Raw genomic sequence first — 21,963 nt, 5'->3', positions numbered from 1 at the left:
ACCTATGATCACATCGCAACTTACTTTGGAATTCTAGGGGAATCTTCATGAATAAAGGTGTTCTCTTGTTATAAAGTAGGCTCCCTTAGAATGGAGACGTCACTCCACGGTGTAGCGCAGCGGAGATCGGACCTGAATTCCAAACTTTCCAAAACTTCTTCCCGTTTCTGGTAAACATCGCTTGTAAGCACTGCGTTAAACACTGATGAATTCTATGTTGAACTCTTAAAAACAAACGAAAATGGCATTACGAATAGGCGATGATGCACCGAACTTTCAGGTAGAAACTACCGAAGGTAAAATTGATTTTCACGAATGGTTGGGAGATAGCTGGGGCATCCTCTACTCTCATCCTGCTGACTATACCCCCGTATGTACCACCGAGCTGGGAAGAACAGCTCATCTCGCACCAGAGTTTGCCAAACGCAACACCAAAGTGCTGGCCGTAAGTGTGGACGATCTGGAGTCTCACCAGGGATGGGTCAAAGACATCAACGAAACACAAAACTGTGAAGTGAACTTTCCGATCATCGCGGACCCGGATCGTGTGGTGGCTACCGCCTACGACATGATTCACCCAAACGCTTCGGCTACTGCTACGGTGCGTTCCGTATTTTTCATCGGGCCAGATAAAAAGATCAAAGCAAGCTTAACCTATCCGGCTAGTACGGGTAGAAACTTTGCGGAGATTCTCAGAGTGATTGATTCACTACAGCTAACGGCCAACTTCAGCGTGGCGACTCCAGCAGACTGGGTACAAGGTCAGGACGTGGTGATCACCCCGGCGGTAAAAGACGAAGACATCCCGGGCAAATTCCCGAAAGGGCACACGGTGATCAAACCGTACCTCAGAATGACTCCTCAGCCAGACAAATAAGTAATTAGTTGTTTATAGATTGAAGTGTTAAGAGGCCGTATCTGAAGATCGGCCTCTTTTTTTATGTGATATCCTTGCTGTCAGGCTTATCGCAATTTCGGCTCCATTGAATAAATGAGAAGCCTGTATAATGCCCGATTACTTCCTCAGCACCATAAAGCTCACAAAGCCCTGACCTGCGTTGGAAAACTCCGCCACATTCAATACGATCTTAAACTTGCCCGATTTTTCCGTTTTCAACTCCTTGACCGCTCCGGATACTTCCGGTACCACGAGTGATTTAATGGAGTGGGTCTTCATGGATTTCACCTCCAGATCGAGGGATTTCACATCTGAATCACTTATGGCCACCAGCTGATAGGTATGTCCTGCCTTCAGTTTGATATTGACATTCTGCTCCGCATTTTCCGGGTTGAACTCGGTGATGATCTGAGAGCGAAAACCATACCCCTCAGACTCCATTTTCTTCAGGTAATCACTATTGGTTTGCTGCAGCTTATCGATAGGTGTCTGCGCCAATACGGCAAAGCTCCCCAATAACAGCGTCCAGGTAATCGCGATTGATTTCATGTCTATTCGTTTCTATGGTCTATAACTACTTCTTGGGAGTAAAGATAAGTCAATCGTCGACAGTTTGTACGGATTCATACAGCGGAAACACGCTTCCACCGCATTCCATTACGGATTATCCAAAAATCCAGAAAAAATTCAGAGTGCACCATTTATTTAAGCGTTGAAAACTGATCAATGAATTAGGTATGCTCAACTCACCTGGGTCGGACGGATGTCTTCATGAAAGCATCGCTGGACCGGGTATTAACAGTTAATATATGAAAATCAATCTTAAGAACTATCTGGAAGAACGTGAGCGTCTCATGGCTCATCAATCCGAAACCGGACCCTTCATCACGCTCTCGCGCAGCTATGGATGCGACGAGGAATCAGTGATCAAATCGCTGATTCAAAAGCTCAACAAACTGGGAAGTGGAGGGTTCAAATCCCATCCGTGGAGATACATCGACAAGGAAATCCTGGAAGAGTCCGCCCATGAGCTGGGCATGACCTCTCTGGATGTAGACCATCGGATCCAACTGCATCATGCGGATGTGGTCAACGACCTGCTGTCGGTATTTAACCACCACTATCACCTGCCAGACAAGAAGATCATCGATAAGGTGAAAGACATCATCTGTACCTATGCCAAAAAAGGCAATGTGATCATCGTGGGACGTGGCGGGATCGGGGTGACGCGCAAATTGCCCAACAGTCTGCACATCAAACTAAACGCTCCCCTGGAGCACCGCATACAAGTGGTCAGTGAGGTGAAAAAGATCAGTGCTACTGAAGCAGAAAAGCTCATTCACAAAACAGACCATAGCCGCAAACTATGGGCCGAACACCTGATAGATAAAGCAATAGACACCAGCATCTTTGACCTGATCTTTAACATGGAGAGCACCAGCGTGGATGAGATCACGGACATGATCATCGCTGTACTGCAGAAAAGAGCCCTCGTACCCGCCGAACTGGTCACACAGGAGCATCATTAAAGGAAGGTTGAGAAGGGGCTGTCTCACAAGTCTGAAATTGGTGTCATTCTGAACCTGCCTGTCGGCAGACAGGTTTATTTCAGAATCTATGTAGTTGAATATCAATGCATTTTAGATCCTGACATTCCATGCGGAACCAGTTCAGGATGACAAGAGCACCGCTTTTGAGACAGCCCCTTTTATTAATTCTTCTTACCAGATAGGTTGCCCTTAAAAATCCCTTTGATCAGCGCATACAGCCCGATACAAAACAGAATGGGCGGATAGTAATACACATATCCCATTTGCAGACCGATAAAAAACCAGGCGACGGCTATCGCTATCATGGCGACACCACCGGTGACTCCTTTTTGTATGCCCCTTTGCTCTGGAGCGAAGAAACCTCCACCATTGGCCTCTTCATAATCAGATGCTTCCTGCTCTAAGGTGTCGAGCCGATCACGCTCCTGTCCGTCGATCAAAAAGTCTTCGCATTTTTCCTCGAACTGAGGCTTTTCGTCCGTAAGTGAGCACACTATACCCACGGCAGGATTCATTTTGCGGTTAGTACAAACCCTGCAAAAGCGTAGTTTCTCCTCTAAAGTCATTGGCTAAGTATTAGTTAATCATTGGTTAAAAAAGGAAATATAGCATATGTGGTTGAAATCGTCGTTTGGAGGAGGATTTTTATGGACAAAAGAAGGTAGAACCAGTTGGCTTAGCTATAGCTAAACATGCTAGTTCCTTCCTGAGCGTAGATTCGAAGGTTTGGTGAGAAGAGTTTAGTAAGTTTATCACTTGAATCTCAAACGTTACATATCTTTCAAACAAGGAACTACCAAATACGGGCCAGCTCCGCATAAACCCATACTCATGCTGGCCCTTGTAGACATGATGGATCGTGGATTTGCTAGAGAAAATAAGTTTGAGATCACACCTGAGTTGGTTGGATTATTTAGAGGCAACTGGAATCAACTGGTTACTACGGGACATACTCCCAACTTTGCCCTGCCCTATTACCATTTGCACAACGAAAAATCTCAAATATGGAAGCTGGTGACTTATCGTAATTTTGAAAAAGCGCTTACAGCCTCCAACTCCATCAAAAGCTTATCAGCATTGCGCGAATTTGTCCAGTATGGACAGCTGGCTGATGAATTATTTCATTTCCTGACAGACCCAATTAATCGTCAAGTGTATAGAACGGCGATTACTGAAAAGTACTTCCCCAATTACAAAGCTGTATCTCGTCCCAGCTCCTATCAGTACTTCGAAGAAATCGAACATCAAATAGTGGCTGAAGACCCGGCAAGCTATCGCCAGCGCATTCAGAATCTATTAAACCAATCCAAAGACGAAATAGAAGAAGAATCTTTCATACGACAAGGCGCCTTCAAGCGGCAAATTCCAATGCTCTACAACAACACCTGTGCTGTAACTGGACTGAGAGTAGATACAACTTCCAATGCCTCCATGATTGATGCGTGTCACATTGTGCCCTGGGCAGAAAGCCACGACGATACCGTGAGTAATGGCATTTCACTATGTCCTAACCTACATCGAGCCTTTGATCGTGGACTGGTATCCATAGATAACGATTACCGAATCTTGATATCCGATGATTTCAAGGAAAGTGACTCTCCTTTTAACCTATCACAGTTCAAAGGCCAAAAGCTGATTCTACCGACCAATGACCGCCATCGACCCTCACATGAGAACCTGGAATGGCATAGGAAAAGGTGGGGGTTTGGGTAGAGACTAGCCAAGAAAACGCTCATAATTATGATATTTCAGAAACTCAGGGTCAGGCAAAAACTTTGAGGGTAAGATGATTTCTCTACCTTCATATTCGGTGAAGTAGGTTTGAACTGGTTCCGTTTTGTTTTTCTTCAACTCAGAAGAGATCAAAATTTTATAATCGGGGCTAATCGAGATCAATCCTACTTCAAAAGCCTTATCGTGAAGTCCGTTCATTGCCAGCCCATTGCAGGGATTCATTCTATTTTTTTCATCTAAACTCCAAGGCATTATATGCCCAGCAATTAATAATTCTGGTTGTGAAATTCCCGTAATACAACAAGTGTAATTGTAAGAAGCTAGAATTGCTTTTCTGAAGAAAGACTGATTAACACGAGTTCTAACATTTCTCTCCTTTTCCTTACCTATGACTTCCTCAAAATCCTTTTCTGCTGTAGGAATAGCTTGATCTTGAAATGCCTGCAAGAGCATTTCACTTTTAAATGCAGCTTCCTCCCAATTGTTATAAAATTCTGCCCAGATTATCTTGTCTAGTTTGCTTGTATGATCTGCTCCTTTGATTCCCCTTGCTTTAAGACCGGGATCTAAGCTTGCGAAGTTTCCCAGCTTCAACCCAACCGAGCTTGGCGTGCGCCCAATTAATCTAGCAAGTTCAATTACTTCCCGATTACCCTTATGCATTTTCCCAAAAGGCAGCTTGCAATAAAGGTTGATAGCTAAGATTAACTCATTGCGTGTCCACGGTTGTTGATGTTGTTTCATTTCATGTCCGTGTTATTTGACTTACTAAATGTTACTTTGGGAAGTAGCACTTTCACCTCCTTAGTTTTTTCTTCATCCACCCACCAATACAATGTAAAATTAATAGTTGCATTTACCATATTATAATTCCTTAAACCATGCTCATTTAACTTTTGCTTAAACGCTTTTGAAAACTTAAGGACAAAATCATTGGCATTAAGTGTACACCCTTCCTCATTGACACTAAGTTCAAGACCAGCATGTAGGTTTTTTACACGATGCTGAACATACTCAAAGTACCCAAGGTTTACGTCGTGCATATCAAGATGGAGTTCTAATTTATCTAACCCTTCATAGTTGCCATTGTCTTCTACAATTTCTAGGGTTTCTAGCGGGATGTTATCAAAAATCCTACTATTAGAATGAATATGTAATCGGCTTTTAGCTCTTGTAAGCGCAACGTATAATAGTCTTTTGTTCTCCTCCGTATTGACTTGAAATCCTCTCAACAGAATAAAAACATTGTCAAATTCCTTCCCTTTAGACTTATGCATTGTTGTCACCAGCATACTTTCACTATCGGATGATACGAAATCTTCAATTTTTGACTCGTTAACAAACTGCTCAAAATCCGACTTAAATCGTGTCTTTGGATAAAGGTGCTCGAACTCAGAGACCAGCCTATCTAAAACCTCATAGTTATGGCTATTCAAAAATTTGTCCTTTGCTGATTTTTTGGTATCCTCCCAAACATCACTGGTCAAAGTATGGCTCACTTTTTTAGAGTCAAATTGTTCAAGAAAAAAATGAATTTCTTCCATTGAGCTCAGATTAAATCCGTCATGAGACTTAACCAATTTTGCATGAACGCCATTACTAACTAGTCCATGTGCAACCAGAAATGCTTCTTCATTGGTTTTGGTTAGTACAGCCGTTGTTCCTTTCAAATCAACATTTAGAATATCGCTAATTATTGGCTGTACTAGGTTAGAGCTTCGGTAGTAAACAATCTTGATTTCACCGCTATCTTCCTGAACAGCTTGTATGGGAATTTGCTTAACTCTTTCCTTTATCGATTGTGCTAATTGGTTAGATAATTCTACTAGATTGGATTTGCTCCTGTAGTTTTCTAACAAATCATATTTAGTGGCTTGTTGCTGATTGATAAAGTCTATAAAGTACTTCGAGGAAGACCCTCGAAATTCATAAATATTTTGATCATCATCACCGACGGCAATAACTCTCATTTGTTCATTTTGCCCAACCAACGCTTCAATTAACCCGTATTCATCAGGACTCATATCTTGGGCTTCATCAATAACCAAAGCCACCCGTGTTATCTCTTTTTGTTCGACTTCTCCATTATTAATCTTGACAGTGGCTTCACGAATAATGTTAGAAGACTTTTGCACTGATCCAACTTTTCCGAGAATGTCAAAACAATAGGAATGAAATGTCTTAATTTCAACAAACAAACCGGCATTGCCGACCAACTTTAGGAGGCGAAGTTTAAACTCCGTTGCAGCAGCCCTGGAGAATGTCAACATAAGAAGTTGCTCATGCTTTACATCTTCCATTAAAAGCAAGGAGGCAAGCTTATGCACCAACGTTTTGGTCTTGCCACTGCCTGGTCCAGCCGCCACAGCAATATGCTTCGATTCTGAATCCTTAATAATTTTCATCTGGGTCGGACTTAGATCTCCAAACAGCTGTCGGAACTTTTCTGGAGTGATGTTTAAGCGTAAATCATCTCGTCTACTACCTTTAAAATACTTGTTAAGAAAGGAAGAAAAGTTGAGCTGAAAATAGTCATCGACAAATGTTAAAGCTTCTTGATAGTTCTCAACCATTTTTCTTGCGTACTCTCCTACTATATGGATTTGCTCTACCTTATTTGAATAGAAATCCCTTAAAGGCTGGTAGTCTTCTACCTTAAACCTTCTTTTATTATCCAGTTCCAAACGTTCAAGGGTGAGCCGGTTATGGACAACAAGAAAACCCCCTTCTATTCTTAGTGCTTCAATCCGGGAAAGATAAAAAAGAGCATTTTCTACATCTTCCTGTTCAATTACCCTTTTGAAGAGAGCCGAGTGAGATTCGTACGCTTCTTTAAGTTCAACAATCGAAAATTCTACTAGGCTCTCTTCTTTAGCTACATTGGGATCATCTGGGTCTGCCTTTTGGAAGAGATATTGAAGAATGAACTCGGCCAACTCATGACGGGTGTGTTGCTTTTCCTGTAGTTCATTTATAGGCAGGCAGGTTACAACCCTTACATGATTAGCTGATCGGGGATGATGCTCTTTTTTGATCCAATTCTTTATTGCCCAAAATGTGAAAATGGTTTTAATCTTGGAAGGACTAACGAAATAGTTGCCTTGATTTTCGATTGATTCATTAAGCTCTTTAATATTTACTACTCTCTCCGTTTCATCTAGTTCGGTCAGTAAGTAGTTTTCGATTTTCACAAACTCCTCTAGCCTAGATTTTGACTTGTTGATGTTTACCGAGTTTTGTATATAAGCAGTCAAATCTTTACTATTTGCAAGGATTTTTTCCTCCCTGAGTAGGTTAATAATGCGTATTACATCCTCCTTTACAATTCCAAGGTGATCGGATATATAGTCCACACGGGCTTCTGCTTCCTCTTCATTTGAATGCTTCCTGCTTTTGGTTGCAATAAGTTTTTTGATAATTCGGATGGCTTGTTCTCTTTGTCTTTCAGTAAACCTTTCTGAAGTATTTATTCTATCAATAGCTTCTTGTGCATTTGACGTTTGAATACTACTGGCATAAATTCTTGGTGAGTTTTGTCCTCTCTTCAAGTATCCGGCCTCTTCTAGAGCCGCAATTGCCGTTGTAATCCGATTTTCAATTCCGAGGACGTTATCATCCCAGCCTGCTTTTCTGGCTATTTCAAGAGCCGAACTTGACATTTTTGTTTTCAGCTTCTTAATAGCTGACCAAACCTGATTAATTTCTTTAAGAGTAATCTTGGTTTGATTAAGTAGAGTGAAATGTTTGCTAAGATCCTCTTCATTGTACAATACATAACACTCGGCTTGGAGATTTTCATCTCTACCAGCCCTACCCGCTTCCTGAACGTAATTTTCGAGTGAGTCGGAAATATCATAGTGTATAACTAAGCCAACATCTTTCTTATCTACTCCCATACCAAAGGCTGAAGTGGCAACCATTATATCTGTGTCACCTTCAATGAAAGAGCGTTGATTTATCGTTTTTTCCTTTGCTTCCATTTTCCCGTGATAAGCGAGGGAATGATACCCGTCTTTTGTTAGTCTTAGGGCCAGTTCACTAGCTCGCCTGGTTCGAGAAACATAGATAATAGTAGGGCAACTATGCTGTTCAATAAGGTTCCTGATTTCGACATATTTTTCATCGTCGTTACTTTTTCTCAGTACATTGTAGTGAAGATTGGTACGGCCAACTTTAGCTTGCAATGTGCTTAGCTCAAGTGAAAGCTTATCCTGAAAGTATTTGCAAATATCCTCTATAACCTTACGCTTAGCTGTGGCTGTAAAACAAGAGACTGGAATTGGCTCTGTTAGGTTTTTCTTTTCTTGAATCTCTTTGATGAAGTCTCCTATGTATAAGTAGTCGACTCGAAAATCCTGTCCCCATGATGAAAAGCAATGTGCTTCATCGATGACAAATCGAGCAATTGTCCGTCCCAAGATGACATTTTCAATTGTTTTGGATCTCAAAGATTCTGGTGAGATGTAGAGTAAGTGTGCAGTTCCATTTGCCACTCGTTCTAGTGATTTGGAACGTTCGATAGGGTCAAGAAGTCCATTTATTGTAACAGCTGAAGTTATTCCTTGACGCTCAAGGTTATCAATTTGATCCTTCATCAAGGACTGAAGAGGAGAAATAACGATTGTCAAGCCCCTAAATGATTTCCCATTCATCAATGCAGGAACTTGAAAGGTTATTGACTTTCCTCCTCCAGTAGGAAAAACTGCAAGAATGGATTTATTTTGAATTGCAGCTCTTACAGCATTTTCTTGCAATGCTTCTCCTCCATATTGTCGATAAGAATCGAAATTAAAGAATGATTTAAGACCATGGAAAATATCCAAGTGCTGATAGCAATAGTTACAACCTTTCAAGCAAGGCTGATTTCTCAGTAAAAACAGTACATTATTGACTTTTGGATATGTTTTTAGAATCCATTTTGGGAAAACAGAAAATTCATCTTGTGTATTTATTAACACTAAGCAATAGGCCAGTTCTATTGGGTGATTAAAAATGATTTGTTCGAGGTTAGAATCCGAGCATAATTGACCATCAAATCTCCTTTTGATTAGACCAATTACATTTCCTTCAATTGGTACAAATTCCATCCATTCAAAAAAATACTGAAAGTGCAAGTGGCCTTTCAATAAAGAACAGAGAATGGCCTGAAATGAAGTATCTAAAGCCTTAAAGGCATTGATTTCCTCAAAAAACAAATCCCTTGCCTTTATCGCATCATTGAGTGGGTTGTTTAATTCATCAGACTGGAGTTTGTCATCTTTGACCAACTTATGATATGGACGCTTAGGAAAAAGAAGAGCAGATAGCGGAAGAGTGTCAATTGCCTTTGTTTTCGAAACAAGATCAGGAAACACCTTATCCAAATATTTTAAGTCGTGAGTAAAGATATTATGACCAACCCAATACTCTGCATTTGTTATAAATTGACCTAAATCAGATGCCTTCTTCGAATGTATTTTCTCGTTAACATGATTTACTGCTCCCGCATCAAGAATAACACCATTGTTCTGATCAGAAATTTCAAGATCTAAAAATGCTATTGATTTCATTCCATGGTTAAATACCATTTCAAATTAGTGAATCTTTATAAATAACTCACACTCAAATTCGATCCGAAAAGATAACAGAACATTCATTTTTCACCTTTGTAGAACATTTCCCAAACTCCTCCGTATACTTGTTCTACAAAAGCGAAATAAGTGTGAGGCACTCAGCCATTGTGAGGCACACGGCCAGTGTCAGACGCACGGCCAGTGGTTGAGAACCTTTACCGGTCATAACGAACCAAGTGGCTATTCGCTGATACTAAAAGCTATACTTATGAAAGGATCATACCTCGGTGAATTTGAAGAAATCATCCTCCTCCTCGTTGCAGTGATGCAAGAAGACGCCTATGGCCTGGCCATACAGGAGCGCTTCCAGGAGCAAACCGGCCGCACCGCAGCTATTGGCGCGGTACACTCCGCCCTCAACCGACTAGAAGAAAAAGGATTTGTGGAGTCGCAGCTGGCAGAAGCCACTGCCGAGCGTGGTGGCCGCCGAAAACGCCTCTTCACCGTCACCCTGGCTGGAAAGAAGGCCCTGCAAACCAGCAAAGACGTGCGCAATAACCTTTGGGACCAAATCCCTGAGTTTGGCTGGGAAGGACTTAAAGCCACCCTCCTATGGCGCTAGGCCATACCACACCGCGTTTGGCCGATAGGCTCATTACCTGGCTGTGCAAAGAGCGCTACGCCGAGGAAATCCTCGGCGACCTGGAAGAATACTATGGAAAGCTTCAGCATCGCCAGGCCAAATTCAAAACACTCAAATACTGGTACCAGTCGGCACAATTCATCCGGCTGTATGCCCTCAAAACTCCTTTTAAACGATCAACTACTCGGACTATGCTCAACATGAATCTAAAAATCGCTGTTCGCAGCCTGAAGCGCGACAAGTTTTACTCGTTCATCAACATCTTCGGACTGGCACTTGGCATTGCTACCTGTCTGTTTATCGGCATGTTCATCAAGGATGAGCTGAGCTATGACAGCCATTGGGAAAACAAGGACTGGATCTACCGGGCGGTAGGCCACTTGAAGTTTGCAGACAATGAATGGGAAATGGCCACCACTCCTGCTCCCATGTGGGCTGCTTTCAAAGAGGACTTTCCGGAAATAGAAGAGGCTGCTCGGTTTCGCAGCATGGGCTCCACCATCCTGGAGCTGGACCAGCGCATGATCAAGGTGGACCAGTTTGCCTTCGCTGACCAGGAAGTATTTAGCATCTTCTCTATCAAGACTGCTAATGGCACCCTTGACATCTCAGAGCCCAACACCGTGGTGATCTCCGAAAGCACGGCGAAAAAACTCTATGGTGATGAAGACGCCATCGGCAAAAGCTTCAAACACTACGAAACCAATTATAAAATCACTGGCGTGTACCAGGACATCCCCACGAATAGCCATTTTCACTATGAGCTGCTGTTTTCCATGGAAAACTGGCCCAACAGCAAAAACAAGGAATGGGGCAGCAACAACTTCAGAACGTATTTCCTACTGGAACCAGGCGCAGACTATGAGCAGCTGCAGGCCAAGTTTGCCACCGTTTATGAAAAGTACTTTTCCCCCATGTTGGCGGCCGTTTCGGACATTAACTGGGACCAGTTTTTGGAGAGTGGTTCGTTTGTAGACTACCAGCTGCAGCCCCTGGAAAGCATCCATTTGTACTCTGATTTGTCCTATGAAATCGAACCCAATGGCAGCATTCAGTACATTGTACTGTTTGGAGCTGCGGGACTCTTCGTCCTCATCATCGCCTGCATCAACTTCATGAACATCTCCACTGCCCGCTCGTCCACACGAGCCAAAGAAGTGGGCATGCGTAAAGTGCTGGGATCGCTGAAACGTTACCTCATTAACCAGTTCATGCTGGAGTCGGTACTCAATGCGGTGATTGCCGCCTTGATCGCCACGGCGCTGATGTACACGCTGCTTCCCTTTTTCAACAATCTTACGGACAAGTCCATTGCTGATCCATATTTTGGAGAGCTGATGCTCTTTCCGTGGATGATCGGTGGCACACTCATCGTGGGTCTGCTGGCTGGAGTTTACCCGGCGCTTTACCTGTCCAGTTTCAAGCCGATCAAGGTACTGAAAGGCGAACTGCGACTTGGGGTGAAAAGTGGCTGGATGCGCAACACATTGGTTATTGTCCAGTTTAGCGTGTCCGTCATTCTGATCTTCGGGGCGGTGGTGATCAATTCCCAATTGGATTTCATCCAAAACAAATCATTGGGATTTAACAAGGACCAGGTGCTGATCCTCAATAACACCTACATGATGGGTGACAAGATCAATGCGTTTGTGGAGGAGATTCGTCAGCATCCTACGGTAGTCAATGCCACCGTTTCGGGGTTTTTACCAACAGGTGACAGTCGCTCCGACTCACCGATGGTTCCCAAAGAATCCACCACCAACGACGACTTTGTGAGTCTCCAAATCTGGCAAACAGACGAGGACTACATTCCCACCATGGACATGAAATTGAAGGAAGGCCGCAATTTTGATAAGAACCTGGCCACCGACTCCAATGCGGTGATCTTGAATCAGGCAGCGGTCGATAAGTTTGGATTTGAAAATCCGGTTGGGCAAAAACTCAAGTCCATGGGTGGTTATGATATACATGGAATGAAGGAGTTTAAGGTCATCGGTGTGATTGACAACTTCCACTACGATTCGTTCAAAGAAAACATTGACCCGATGGTGCTGATGAATGTGGAATCAACCGGAAGCATCGCTATGAGATTTGAAGCGGGTAAGACCACCGAGCTCATCGCTTATCTGGATGACCTCTGGCAGGAGTTTAACCCAACGCTACCCTTCGAGTACACCTTTATGGACCAACAGTTTGCCGCCAAGTACAAGTCGGAGCAGAAGCTTAGCAACCTGTTCAACATCTTCTCTGGACTGGCCATTTTCATTGCTTGTCTCGGATTGTTTGGACTGGCGGCATTTACGACCGATCAGCGAAAGAAGGAGTTGGGCATTCGCAAAGTGCTGGGTGCATCACTTCCACACCTGATGATCAGACAGCTATCTGGCTATACCAAACTTTTGGTAGTCTCGATGGTGATCGCCTTGCCCATTGGCATCTACCTGATGTCTGAGTGGCTGGAAAACTTTGTGTACCGCACTGATATTAGTGTGCTGATGATCGTGCTGCCCATTCTGGCGGTGGTGTTGCTAGCATGGATCACGGTGAGCATCATCTCCTACCGCGCCGCCCGGCAGAATCCGGTGAACAATTTGAAATATGAGTAATCAGAATGTGCCGTCATCCCACGGATTTCTAACCCGATACTTCGGGGGAGAAATACCGGGGGATCTGAAACAGGATGTTATGCAGTCGTACTAGTTGTTCAAGATATAAAGTACAAGTCATGAAAATTAAATGGATTGTGAGCAGTGCTGCTTTCATGAAGATTCCCCTAGCCGGGCGCCCCTGGTCGGGCACCCCATTCTCCACTTCGTTGCGTCGTGGAATGACGAAAAGAGTACCGTCATCCCACGGATTTCTACCCGACACTTCGAGGGAGAAATACCGGGGGATCTATTCAAAAAGTATTATTCTTGAAGTATGGCATCTAAAGGAGGATACGTGTATATAGTTACCAATCCAACGAAAACAACGCTCTATGTCGGCGTGACAAATAATTTGTACGCTCGCATTTATGACCATAAAGAGGGCTTTGGTTCTTATTTCACTACAAAATACAAGTGCAAACACCTTGTGTATTATGAGTTTTTTGATCGTATTGAAGATGCCATTCAAAGAGAGAAGCGATTAAAAAAATGGAATCGACAATGGAAAGATGACTTAATCACAAAGTTTAACCCATCCTGGAAAGATCTTCATTCTGATATAGAAGAGATGCAATAACGAATCAGATTCCCCGATCTCCACTTCGTTGCGTCGTGGAATGACGAAAGGAGAGTAACCGTCATCCCACCGATTTCCAACACGATACCTAAGCCAAGAAAGAAATTCACGGTATGACGAAAAGCGCAGGCGTCATCCCACGGATTTCTACCCGACACTTCGAGGGAGAAATACCGGGATCTGAATGGTCAGTGCGCCCCTCGTCGGGCACCCGTGAATCACGTGATTTATTTTGTTCTTTAAAATTTCATGATTTGTGATTCTATTGAAGTCTTTCACTTCAGCGTTAGATTCCCCGGTTTCCGCTGCGCTACACCGTGGAATGACGGTAGAAGCAGCCGTCATCCCACGGATTTCTACCCGTCACTTCGGGAGAAATACCGGGGGATCTATTCAAAAAGTATTATTCTTGAAGCATGGCATCCAAAGGAGGATACGTGTATATAGTTACCAATCCAACGAAAACAACGCTCTATGTAGGAGTGACGAGTAATTTGTACGCTCGCATTTATGACCATAAAGAGGGCTTTGGTTCTTATTTCACTACAAAATACAAGTGCAAACACCTTGTGTATTATGAGTTTTTTGATCGTATTGAAGATGCCATTCAAAGAGAGAAGCGATTAAAAAAATGGAATAGACAATGGAAAGATGACTTAATCACAAAGTTTAACCCATCCTGGAAAGATCTTCATTCTGATGTAGAAGAGATGCAATAACTAATCAGATTCCCCATTCTCCACTTCGTTGCGTCGTGGAATGACGAAAAGAGTACCGTCATCCCACGGATTTCTACCCGACACTTCGGGGGAGAAATACCGGGGGATCTGAATGGTCAGTGAACTCCTTTTTCAATCAAAATGCCAAAGAGTGAAAAAGTATAATGACTTGCTGCCTTATCCGCTCCCATTGAAAAAGGGGAGCTGGGCATTCTCGGTAGCGCAGCGAAGGAGAATGGTCGGAAGGGTTCTTTAAGAATTGCCCTTCCGCTCTTACTTGCCCTCATTGAAAAAAGCAGTCGTCATCCCACGGATTTCACCCGACACCTCGGGAGAAATACCGGGGGATCTGAATGGTCAGTGCGCCCCTCGTCGGGCACCCGTGAATCACGTGATTTATTTTGTTCTTTAAAATTTCATGATTTGTGATTCTATTGGAGTCTTTCACTTCAGCGTTAGATTCCCCGGTTTCCGCTGCGCTACACCCGTCACTTCGGGAGAAATACCGGGGGATCTATTCAAAAAGTATTATTCTTGAAGTATGGCATCTAAAGGAGGATACGTGTATATAGTTACCAATCCAACGAAAACAACGCTCTATGTCGGCGTGACAAATAATTTGTACGCTCGCATTTATGACCATAAAGAGGGCTTTGGTTCTTATTTCACTACAAAATACAAGTGCAAACACCTTGTGTATTATGAGTTTTTTGATCGTATTGAAGATGCCATTCAAAGAGAGAAGCGATTAAAAAAATGGAATCGACAATGGAAAGATGACTTAATCACAAAGTTTAACCCATCCTGGAAAGATCTTCATTCTGATATAGAAGAGATGCAATAACTAATCAGATTCCCCTAGTCGGGCACCCCGATCTCCACTTCGTTGCGTCGTGGAATGACGAAAGGAGAGTAACCGTCATCCAACCGATTTCCAACACGATACCTAAGCCAAGAAAGAAATTCACGGTATGACGAAAAGCGCAGGCGTCATCCCACGGATTTCTACCCGACACTTCAGGGGAGAAATACCGGGGGATCTGAATGGTCAGTGAACTCCTTTTTCAATCAAAATGCCAAAGAGTGAAAAAGTATAATGACTTGCAGCCTTATCCGCTCCCATTGAAAAAGGGGAACTAGGCATTCTCGGTAGCGCAGCGAAGGAGAATGGTCGGAAGGGTTCTTTAAGAATTGCTCTTCCGTTCTTACTTGCCCTCATTGAAAGAATAAGCCGTCATCCCACGGATTTCTACCCGACACTTCGGGAGAAATACCGGGGGATCCAATTAAATTGGTTATAGGTGCTGTCCTGAAGATCTCAAACAGAGGCCCACTTTTGCCACCCAGCTGCCGTGAGCATCCTACTCGTGGGGTGAGCCGCAAGCTACTCCAATCAAACTAATTAATTAGTTCCTTTTTCAACATTTGAGCTAAATTGGCGTTTGCAAATAAACGAACCCATTAAATCCCCCAAAAGGCATTTAATGACTAACTAAAAACAAGCTTATGAAAAAACTACTAATGACCAGCTTGATGGTTTCAGTCGTCTTTGTGTTTGCCAATGCGCAAACCAAACTGATTGAAAAAGTTGAGCAGAAAGAAGGAGAAATTGTTATCCCGTACGAGAAATACGAACTGGATAACGGACTAACACTCATCATCCATGAAGACCACTCTGATCCATTGGTTCATGTGGATGTGACCTACCACGTAGGCTCTGCACGAGAAGAACTTAAGAAATCAGGTTTTGCTCACTTCTTCGAGCACATGATGTTCCAGGGATCCGACAATGTGGCTGACGAAGAGCACTTCAAAATCGTGAGTGAATCTGGAGGTACCCTCAATGGAACGACTAACCGTGATCGAACCAATTATTTCGAAACTGTACCAAAAAATCAGCTCGAAACTGCCCTCTGGCTAGAAGCTGACCGCATGGGATTCTTGTTAGATGCAGTGACTCAAAAGAAATTTGAGGTACAACGCGAAACAGTTAAAAACGAAAAAGGCCAGAACTATGATAACAGTCCGTACGGACAGTTCAGAGAGATCAATGCGCGCACGTTGTATCCATATGGTCACCCTTACTCGTGGTTGACCATCGGTATTCTGGAAGACCTGGATCGTGTAGATGTGACGGATCTGAAGAAATTCTTCCTAAGATGGTATGGCCCTAACAATGCCACGGTAACTGTTGGTGGAGATGTAGAAGTAGACGAAGTAATCGCCATGGCGGAAAAATACTTCGGTAGCATCCCAAGAGGTCCAGAGGTGGAGCCATTGAAACTAGAGCCAGTGACCATCGATCAGGATCGTTATGTATCCTATTACGATAAAAACATTCGCTTCCCGGCGCTATTGATGACCTTCCCAACTGTGCCGCAGTATCACCCTGATGAACCAGCATTGGACTGTCTTTCTGAGATCATCGGTGTAGGACGAAGCAGTTACTTCTACAAGTCTTTCGTGGAAACACAGAAAGCCATTCAGGCCAGTGTGTTTAACAGCACCAGCGAACTAGCCGGAGAATTTACCATGTTCGTTCTTCCGTTCCCGGGAAGATCACTAAGTGATTTTGAAACGGAAATGCGAGCTGCGTTGGCAGATTTTGAGAAAAACGGCGTGAAGGATGAAGACATCCAGAAATTCAAAGCACGCTACGAATCCAGAGCGATCAACGGGCTGGCTACTGTGAGCGGAAAAGTATCGCAGTTGGCAGCTTATGAGACCTTTGCAGGTAACCCGAATTACATCCAAACTGAGCTCGAGAAATACCGCGCTGTGACCAAAGAGGATGTCATGCGCGTGTACAACAAATACATCAAAGGCCAGCCAGCAGTGATTCAGAGCGTGTTGGCGTCAGAGGACGGAGAGCCCGCTAAGCCGGACAATTTCACCCCTCAAACCGAAGGTGACAATCCATTCCCTACTACTGATTATAGTGGATTGGTTTACAACAAGGCAAAAGACAGTTTTGACAGAAGCATCAGACCTAAACCAGGTGCTAGCCCATTGGTATCTGTACCCGAAGTGTGGACTGCTGAAACAGCAAACGGAATAAAAGTAATTGGAACAGAATCCAACGAAATACCCACTGTAGCCATAGAGCTCACCATCAATGGTGGACACAAACTGGAAGCCAACATGCTGGACAAGTCCGGTTTGGCGGCCATGACAGCCTCTATGCTGACTGAGTCTACAGAAAACTATACCGCTGAGCAGCTTTCTGAGGAATTGTTAAAACTAGGAAGTAGTGTGAATGCCTACGCCGATGACAATACCACTACCATCTCAGTGCGTTCCCTAGTGAAAAACCTGGATGCGACCATTGCCCTATTCGAGGAAGTCTTGAAACGACCTGCGTTCACAGAAGCCGATTTTGAGCGTGTGAAAAAACAGCAGCTCGAAGGTGTTAAATCTCAGGAGAAGCAGCCAGCTTCCATCGCTAGTAACGTGTATAGACGTCTGATCTATGGCGATAAAAATGTGTATTCAGTACCAGCTGGAGGGATAGAGGAAACGGTAGCGAACATCACGTTGGATGATGTAAAGATGTTCTATAACAACTACTACGCTCCTAACGTGTCAGAATTGGTGATTGTGGGGGATGTGTCTCAAGATGAGATCATGCCTAAACTGGACTTCCTGAAAGAATGGGATCAAAAGGATGTCACCATTCCGGATGCTCAGGCATCGACAGCAATCGACAGAACCAAGATCTTCCTGGTTGACAAGGAAGCAGCTCCACAGTCGGAAATCCGCATTGGCTACCTGACGGACATGACGTATGATGCCACTGGTGAGTATTTTGAAAACTACCTGATGAACTACAACCTGGGTGGTGCTTTCAATAGCCGCATCAATCTGAACCTGAGAGAAGACAAAGGTTATACCTATGGTGCCCGATCTTACTTCAGCAGTGATGATGATCCGGGACCTTACACGGCAAGTGCCGGGGTTCGTGCGAATGTGACGGATTCAGCTGTTGCAGAATTCATGTACGAGATCCAAAACTATGCGGATAATGGCATTGATGAGAGCGACTTGACTTTCATGAAAAATTCTATCGGTCAGCGTGAATCCAGATCTTACGAAGCTCCATGGCAGAAAACTGGATTCTTAAGAAGAATCGTTCACTATGATCTGTCGACCAACTATGTGAAGGAGCAAAACAAGATCATCAATAACATGACTGTTGAGCGCATCAATAAACTGGCGAAGAAAAACTTACCATATGAGCAGATGAACATTGTGGTGGTAGGTGACAAAGCAAGCATTGAGGCGGGTCTTGCCAGACTTGGATATGACATCATCTATCTGGATGAAAAAGGAAACGTGATCGAGGACAACACCAAGATAGACACCTCGAAATAAGCTAACAAAGCATCTTTCATCATCTCAAAAGCCAGGCTTCGTGTCTGGCTTTTTTTTGTTTATCAGAAAGCTCCAAGCCCACTCTTTCAAAGGTTCATTCCATTTTTTCTTAAAAACAGAAACATATATGCTTCCACTCCGTATCTTTATTTATTCTTAAAAATAGAAAGATACTCATGAAAGGATTCATCGGAGAGTTTGAAGAACTCGTATTGCTCACTATCGCTAACCTGGAGAAAGACGCTTATGGAGTGGCCATCCTGGAAGACATTACCCAACGAGCCAATCGAAAACTGAGCATCGGTGCACTGCACTCCACGCTCACCCGCCTGGAGGAAAAAGGGTACATCACCTCCTACCTTGGAGAACCTACCGCTGAACGAGGTGGTCGCAGAAAACGACATTTTGAGCTCACACAATCAGCCATCTCAGCACTCAACGACATGAAATCACTCAGAGATGAACTCTGGGCCAATGCTAAAATCAACCTCTCCATCCAATGAAACATCAACCACCCAAACTAGCACAACGCCTTTTTGACTGGCTCTGTGGATCAGCCTTTGCAGAAGATCTGAGAGGTGACCTGGATGAACTCTACTACACCAATCAAACCCGTAAAGGCAGATTTAAAGCCATCTTGATCTATTGGTATCAGGTGTTATCGCTTGGCTTCTCCTATGCATTGAAGAAAAGAAAAAAGGATGCTTCCTATTCAGCTCACTATGACGGTCATCGCTTCACCATGCTGCACAATTATTTCAAGATTTCCGTCCGCAACTTAAAGAAGCAAAAGACCTTCACAGTATTAAACATCATTGGTTTAGCCATGGGAATGAGCATCATGATCCTATCACTGGCCATGTATGTAGATCTCAATGAATTTGACGAACACCATCGGGATGCAGACCGCATCTACCGAATTCTCACCACCGTAGAGGAAGATGGCGATGTGTCCACCTATGCATCGTGTCCTCCGGCTCTTGCCAATCTGATCACCGATCAGGTACCGCAGATTGAAACAGCCATCCCGATCAATGATCGATTTTACACGCAGGTACAAACCGATAAAAGTGATCTGGAACTGGAAGGCTACGTCACCACTCCTGCATTTCTGGAGACATTTGACTTCCCGTTAGCTTCAGGTAGCCGATTGGCATTGAACGAACCCAATACGCTCGTGATCACTCATGAGTTAGCGCAAAAAATATACGGATCAGACCAAGCACTGGGAGAAATCATTCAAACTAAAAAATGGGGACCAATGAAAATAGGTGGAGTGCTTCAGCCTTTTCCCAAACACACGCATTTACTATTTGACGCACTGGTGGGTCCGGCGACTATAGACCCATTCAATTCTCCCTCCATTGAGGAACAGTGGGTTTCCTATCATGGCAATTACTTCTACACCAAACTACCTGCCGGCTGGAATGAAGAGGATCTGTTGACTCAAATAGAGCTGCTATCGAAAGAAGGTGATGCTTACTTTAGTAAGGAAAACAAAGAAGTGAATTACTCGCTTCAAGCCCTGGTTGACATCAACCCCAATCTGGATATTGAAGATGATCTGGGAGTAGTTTTTGAGCACACCGGATTTCTACTATTCTTTGGTATAGCACTGCTGATCATGCTGCCGGCCTGCTTCAATTATGCGAATATGTCCATTGCCAGGGCGCTGAAAAGAGCAAAAGAAATCGGCATTAGAAAGGTCATCGGAGGTCAGCGTAGGCAGATCACTGAGCAGTTTGTGGTGGAGACCATCATCGTCACCTTGATCGCTACGGTACTGTCGATCTATATATTTCAGCTAATCAAAAACGAATTCGCCAGCATGTTGGTCGCTGGAAGTTCGCTTTCACTAGACCTTACCTGGCAGATGTTGGTAGTCTTCTTTCTCTTTGGTGGCGTAGTGGGAGTAGCTACAGGTATCTTTCCAGCGCTATATTTTGCCAAAATATCGCCACTCACCGCCCTAAAAAGCAATGTCTCGGATGGTAAAGTATCCATATCCGGACTGAGAAAAGGACTTCTCACGGCCCAGTTTACTCTCACCCTGATATTCATGATTGGCATCGGCACCCTACTCTCCGAATACCGGTATTCACTTACCTACAACCTCGGGTTTAGCAAAGAGAATGTGCTCGTCATCCCAATCAAACGAGACAAACAGCAACTGCTCAAAAACACGCTGCTCAGCAATCCGGATGTGCAGTCCGTGAGCTTTAGCTCTTCCCTACCGGGAACCAATCTCGCCGATCGGGAATATGTGTACTTTCCTGAGTTGCAGGATTCCATGCGGTTCTACTCGGTCAAAATAGATGATCACTTCATCGATCACATGAAGCTGCAGATGCTTTGGGGTGAAAGCCCCAACCCTGAAAACAGCCTGATACCAGATGTGGTGGTCAATGAAGAGTTTATGAAAGATTACCGGGTCATTCAGCCCGATGGAGACAGCCTGCGAATAGAACTCGCCAACGGGCCAGCGAGAATTAGTGGAGTAGTCAAGAACTACAACCACGAGCCCCTAAATTCGAGGATTTATCCCATGGTGCTGAGCTATTCGGAGACCTGTCCTTATGCGCTCGTTACGATCGCTTCGAATGACCTGCAGCATACACTTAGCAGTATTGAGCAGTCCTGGGACCAGGTTTTTCCAGAGCAGGTTTTTGAGGCCAGCTTCCTGACGCAGGAGATCGAAAAGGCCTATCACTTCTTTCGGGTGGCATTGAAAATTTTTGGTTTCCTGGCATTTCTGGCCATCACCATCTCATGCCTGGGTCTACTAGGTATGGTCATTTACTCCACTGAAAACCGAACCAAAGAAGTGGCCATCCGCAAAATCCTGGGTGCCAGCAAAGCGGAATTACTCAGAGCCCTTGGAGGAACCTTTTTCAAACTCTGGGCCATCGCCATAGCTATAGGGGTACCTATTGCTTATGCGTTTTATGACTTTGCCTTGATAAGAATGTACAACAAGTTCACAGAAGGAGTCGGTGCTTTGGAGATTATCCTCAGCGTGTTGGTTACCGTAGGTCTTGGTGCATTAGCCATCCTCTGGCAAACCAATCGAATCTCCAAAGTGAACCCTGCGGTCAACTTGAGAAACGAATAGTACCATTCGTCTGAACCAATTGGTCTCGACTTTGATTATCCTTACAGCAATAAAATATGTAGATACATGAAATGAGAGTGAACCTGAAATATCCTGGATTCCACTATAAGAGTGCTTCAGGTTTACTTGAATTCCATGTGACCACCAGAAAAAATAGAA

The 21,963-nt window shown here is 43.9% G+C and carries 15 protein-coding genes; 11 read left to right on the top strand and 4 right to left on the bottom strand.

All coding sequences use genetic code 11. From position 1 onward, the window contains the following. Positions 1–241 precede the first annotated feature (241 nt). Positions 242–877, top strand: a complete 636-nt coding sequence (locus tag ACO067_RS17510; RefSeq protein WP_421876400.1) for a peroxiredoxin — start codon at positions 242–244, stop codon at positions 875–877. A 138-nt stretch (positions 878–1,015) separates the two neighbouring features. On the opposite strand, the gene ACO067_RS17505 is transcribed toward ACO067_RS17510, so the two are convergent. Beyond that, positions 1,016–1,447 carry a hypothetical protein gene (locus tag ACO067_RS17505; protein ID WP_421876398.1) on the bottom strand — a complete coding sequence of 144 codons (432 nt, stop codon included), beginning with the start codon at positions 1,445–1,447 and terminating at the stop codon, positions 1,016–1,018. Between the two features lie 260 nt (positions 1,448–1,707). On the opposite strand from ACO067_RS17505, the gene ACO067_RS17500 reads away from it, so the two are divergent. After that, a complete protein-coding gene (locus ACO067_RS17500; protein ID WP_421876396.1) occupies positions 1,708–2,427 on the top strand; it encodes an AAA family ATPase in 720 nt (239 codons plus the stop codon). Between the two features lie 182 nt (positions 2,428–2,609). Here the strand turns inward: ACO067_RS17500 and ACO067_RS17495 are convergent, their stop codons facing one another. Further along, positions 2,610–3,014 carry a hypothetical protein gene (locus ACO067_RS17495; RefSeq protein WP_421876394.1) on the bottom strand — a complete coding sequence of 135 codons (405 nt, stop codon included), beginning with the start codon at positions 3,012–3,014 and terminating at the stop codon, positions 2,610–2,612. Positions 3,015–3,279: 265 nt separating this feature from the next. Between ACO067_RS17495 and ACO067_RS17490 the strand changes: the two genes are divergently transcribed. Then, positions 3,280–4,161, top strand: coding sequence for an HNH endonuclease (locus ACO067_RS17490; RefSeq protein WP_421876392.1), 882 nt, complete (start codon positions 3,280–3,282; stop codon positions 4,159–4,161). A gap of 3 nt (positions 4,162–4,164) precedes the next feature. Here ACO067_RS17490 and ACO067_RS17485 read toward each other — a convergent pair whose 3' ends face one another. After that, the gene (locus ACO067_RS17485) at positions 4,165–4,926 is read right to left on the bottom strand and encodes an HNH endonuclease (RefSeq protein ID WP_421876390.1); all 762 of its coding nucleotides are present in this window, start codon (positions 4,924–4,926) and stop codon (positions 4,165–4,167) included. Further along, entirely contained in the window at positions 4,923–9,731 is a 4,809-nt protein-coding gene (locus tag ACO067_RS17480; RefSeq protein WP_421876389.1) for a RecQ family ATP-dependent DNA helicase, read from the bottom strand. The genes ACO067_RS17485 and ACO067_RS17480 overlap by 4 nt, the downstream gene beginning before the upstream one ends. A gap of 271 nt (positions 9,732–10,002) precedes the next feature. Between ACO067_RS17480 and ACO067_RS17475 the strand changes: the two genes are divergently transcribed. The 8 genes from ACO067_RS17475 to ACO067_RS17440 all read left to right on the top strand — a co-directional run bounded on the left by ACO067_RS17475 (position 10,003) and on the right by ACO067_RS17440 (position 21,804). Further along, the gene (locus ACO067_RS17475) at positions 10,003–10,356 is read left to right on the top strand and encodes a PadR family transcriptional regulator (RefSeq protein ID WP_421876387.1); all 354 of its coding nucleotides are present in this window, start codon (positions 10,003–10,005) and stop codon (positions 10,354–10,356) included. Further along, positions 10,347–12,983 carry an ABC transporter permease gene (locus tag ACO067_RS17470; RefSeq protein WP_421876385.1) on the top strand — a complete coding sequence of 879 codons (2,637 nt, stop codon included), beginning with the start codon at positions 10,347–10,349 and terminating at the stop codon, positions 12,981–12,983. Before ACO067_RS17475 ends, ACO067_RS17470 begins: the two co-directional genes overlap by 10 nt. 316 nt (positions 12,984–13,299) lie before the next feature. Beyond that, positions 13,300–13,602 (top strand): GIY-YIG nuclease family protein, encoded by a 303-nt coding sequence (locus ACO067_RS17465; RefSeq protein ID WP_421876381.1) that lies wholly within the window; start codon positions 13,300–13,302, stop codon positions 13,600–13,602. A 416-nt stretch (positions 13,603–14,018) separates the two neighbouring features. Then, positions 14,019–14,321 (top strand): GIY-YIG nuclease family protein, encoded by a 303-nt coding sequence (locus ACO067_RS17460; protein WP_421876383.1) that lies wholly within the window; start codon positions 14,019–14,021, stop codon positions 14,319–14,321. A gap of 541 nt (positions 14,322–14,862) precedes the next feature. Beyond that, positions 14,863–15,165 (top strand): GIY-YIG nuclease family protein, encoded by a 303-nt coding sequence (locus ACO067_RS17455; protein WP_421876381.1) that lies wholly within the window; start codon positions 14,863–14,865, stop codon positions 15,163–15,165. A 662-nt stretch (positions 15,166–15,827) separates the two neighbouring features. Continuing rightward, positions 15,828–18,692, top strand: coding sequence for a M16 family metallopeptidase (locus ACO067_RS17450; RefSeq protein ID WP_421876379.1), 2,865 nt, complete (start codon positions 15,828–15,830; stop codon positions 18,690–18,692). A gap of 176 nt (positions 18,693–18,868) precedes the next feature. Next, entirely contained in the window at positions 18,869–19,195 is a 327-nt protein-coding gene (locus ACO067_RS17445; protein ID WP_421876377.1) for a PadR family transcriptional regulator, read from the top strand. Further along, a complete protein-coding gene (locus ACO067_RS17440) occupies positions 19,192–21,804 on the top strand; it encodes an ABC transporter permease (RefSeq protein ID WP_421876375.1) in 2,613 nt (870 codons plus the stop codon). Before ACO067_RS17445 ends, ACO067_RS17440 begins: the two co-directional genes overlap by 4 nt. Positions 21,805–21,963 lie beyond the last annotated feature (159 nt).

It is taken from the genome of Marinoscillum sp., assembly GCF_965229915.1.
Taxonomy (GTDB): Bacteria; Bacteroidota; Bacteroidia; order Cytophagales; family Cyclobacteriaceae; genus Marinoscillum.
Note: the sequence above shows the minus strand (reverse complement) of the source record. Positions and strands in the feature narration are given on the sequence as shown.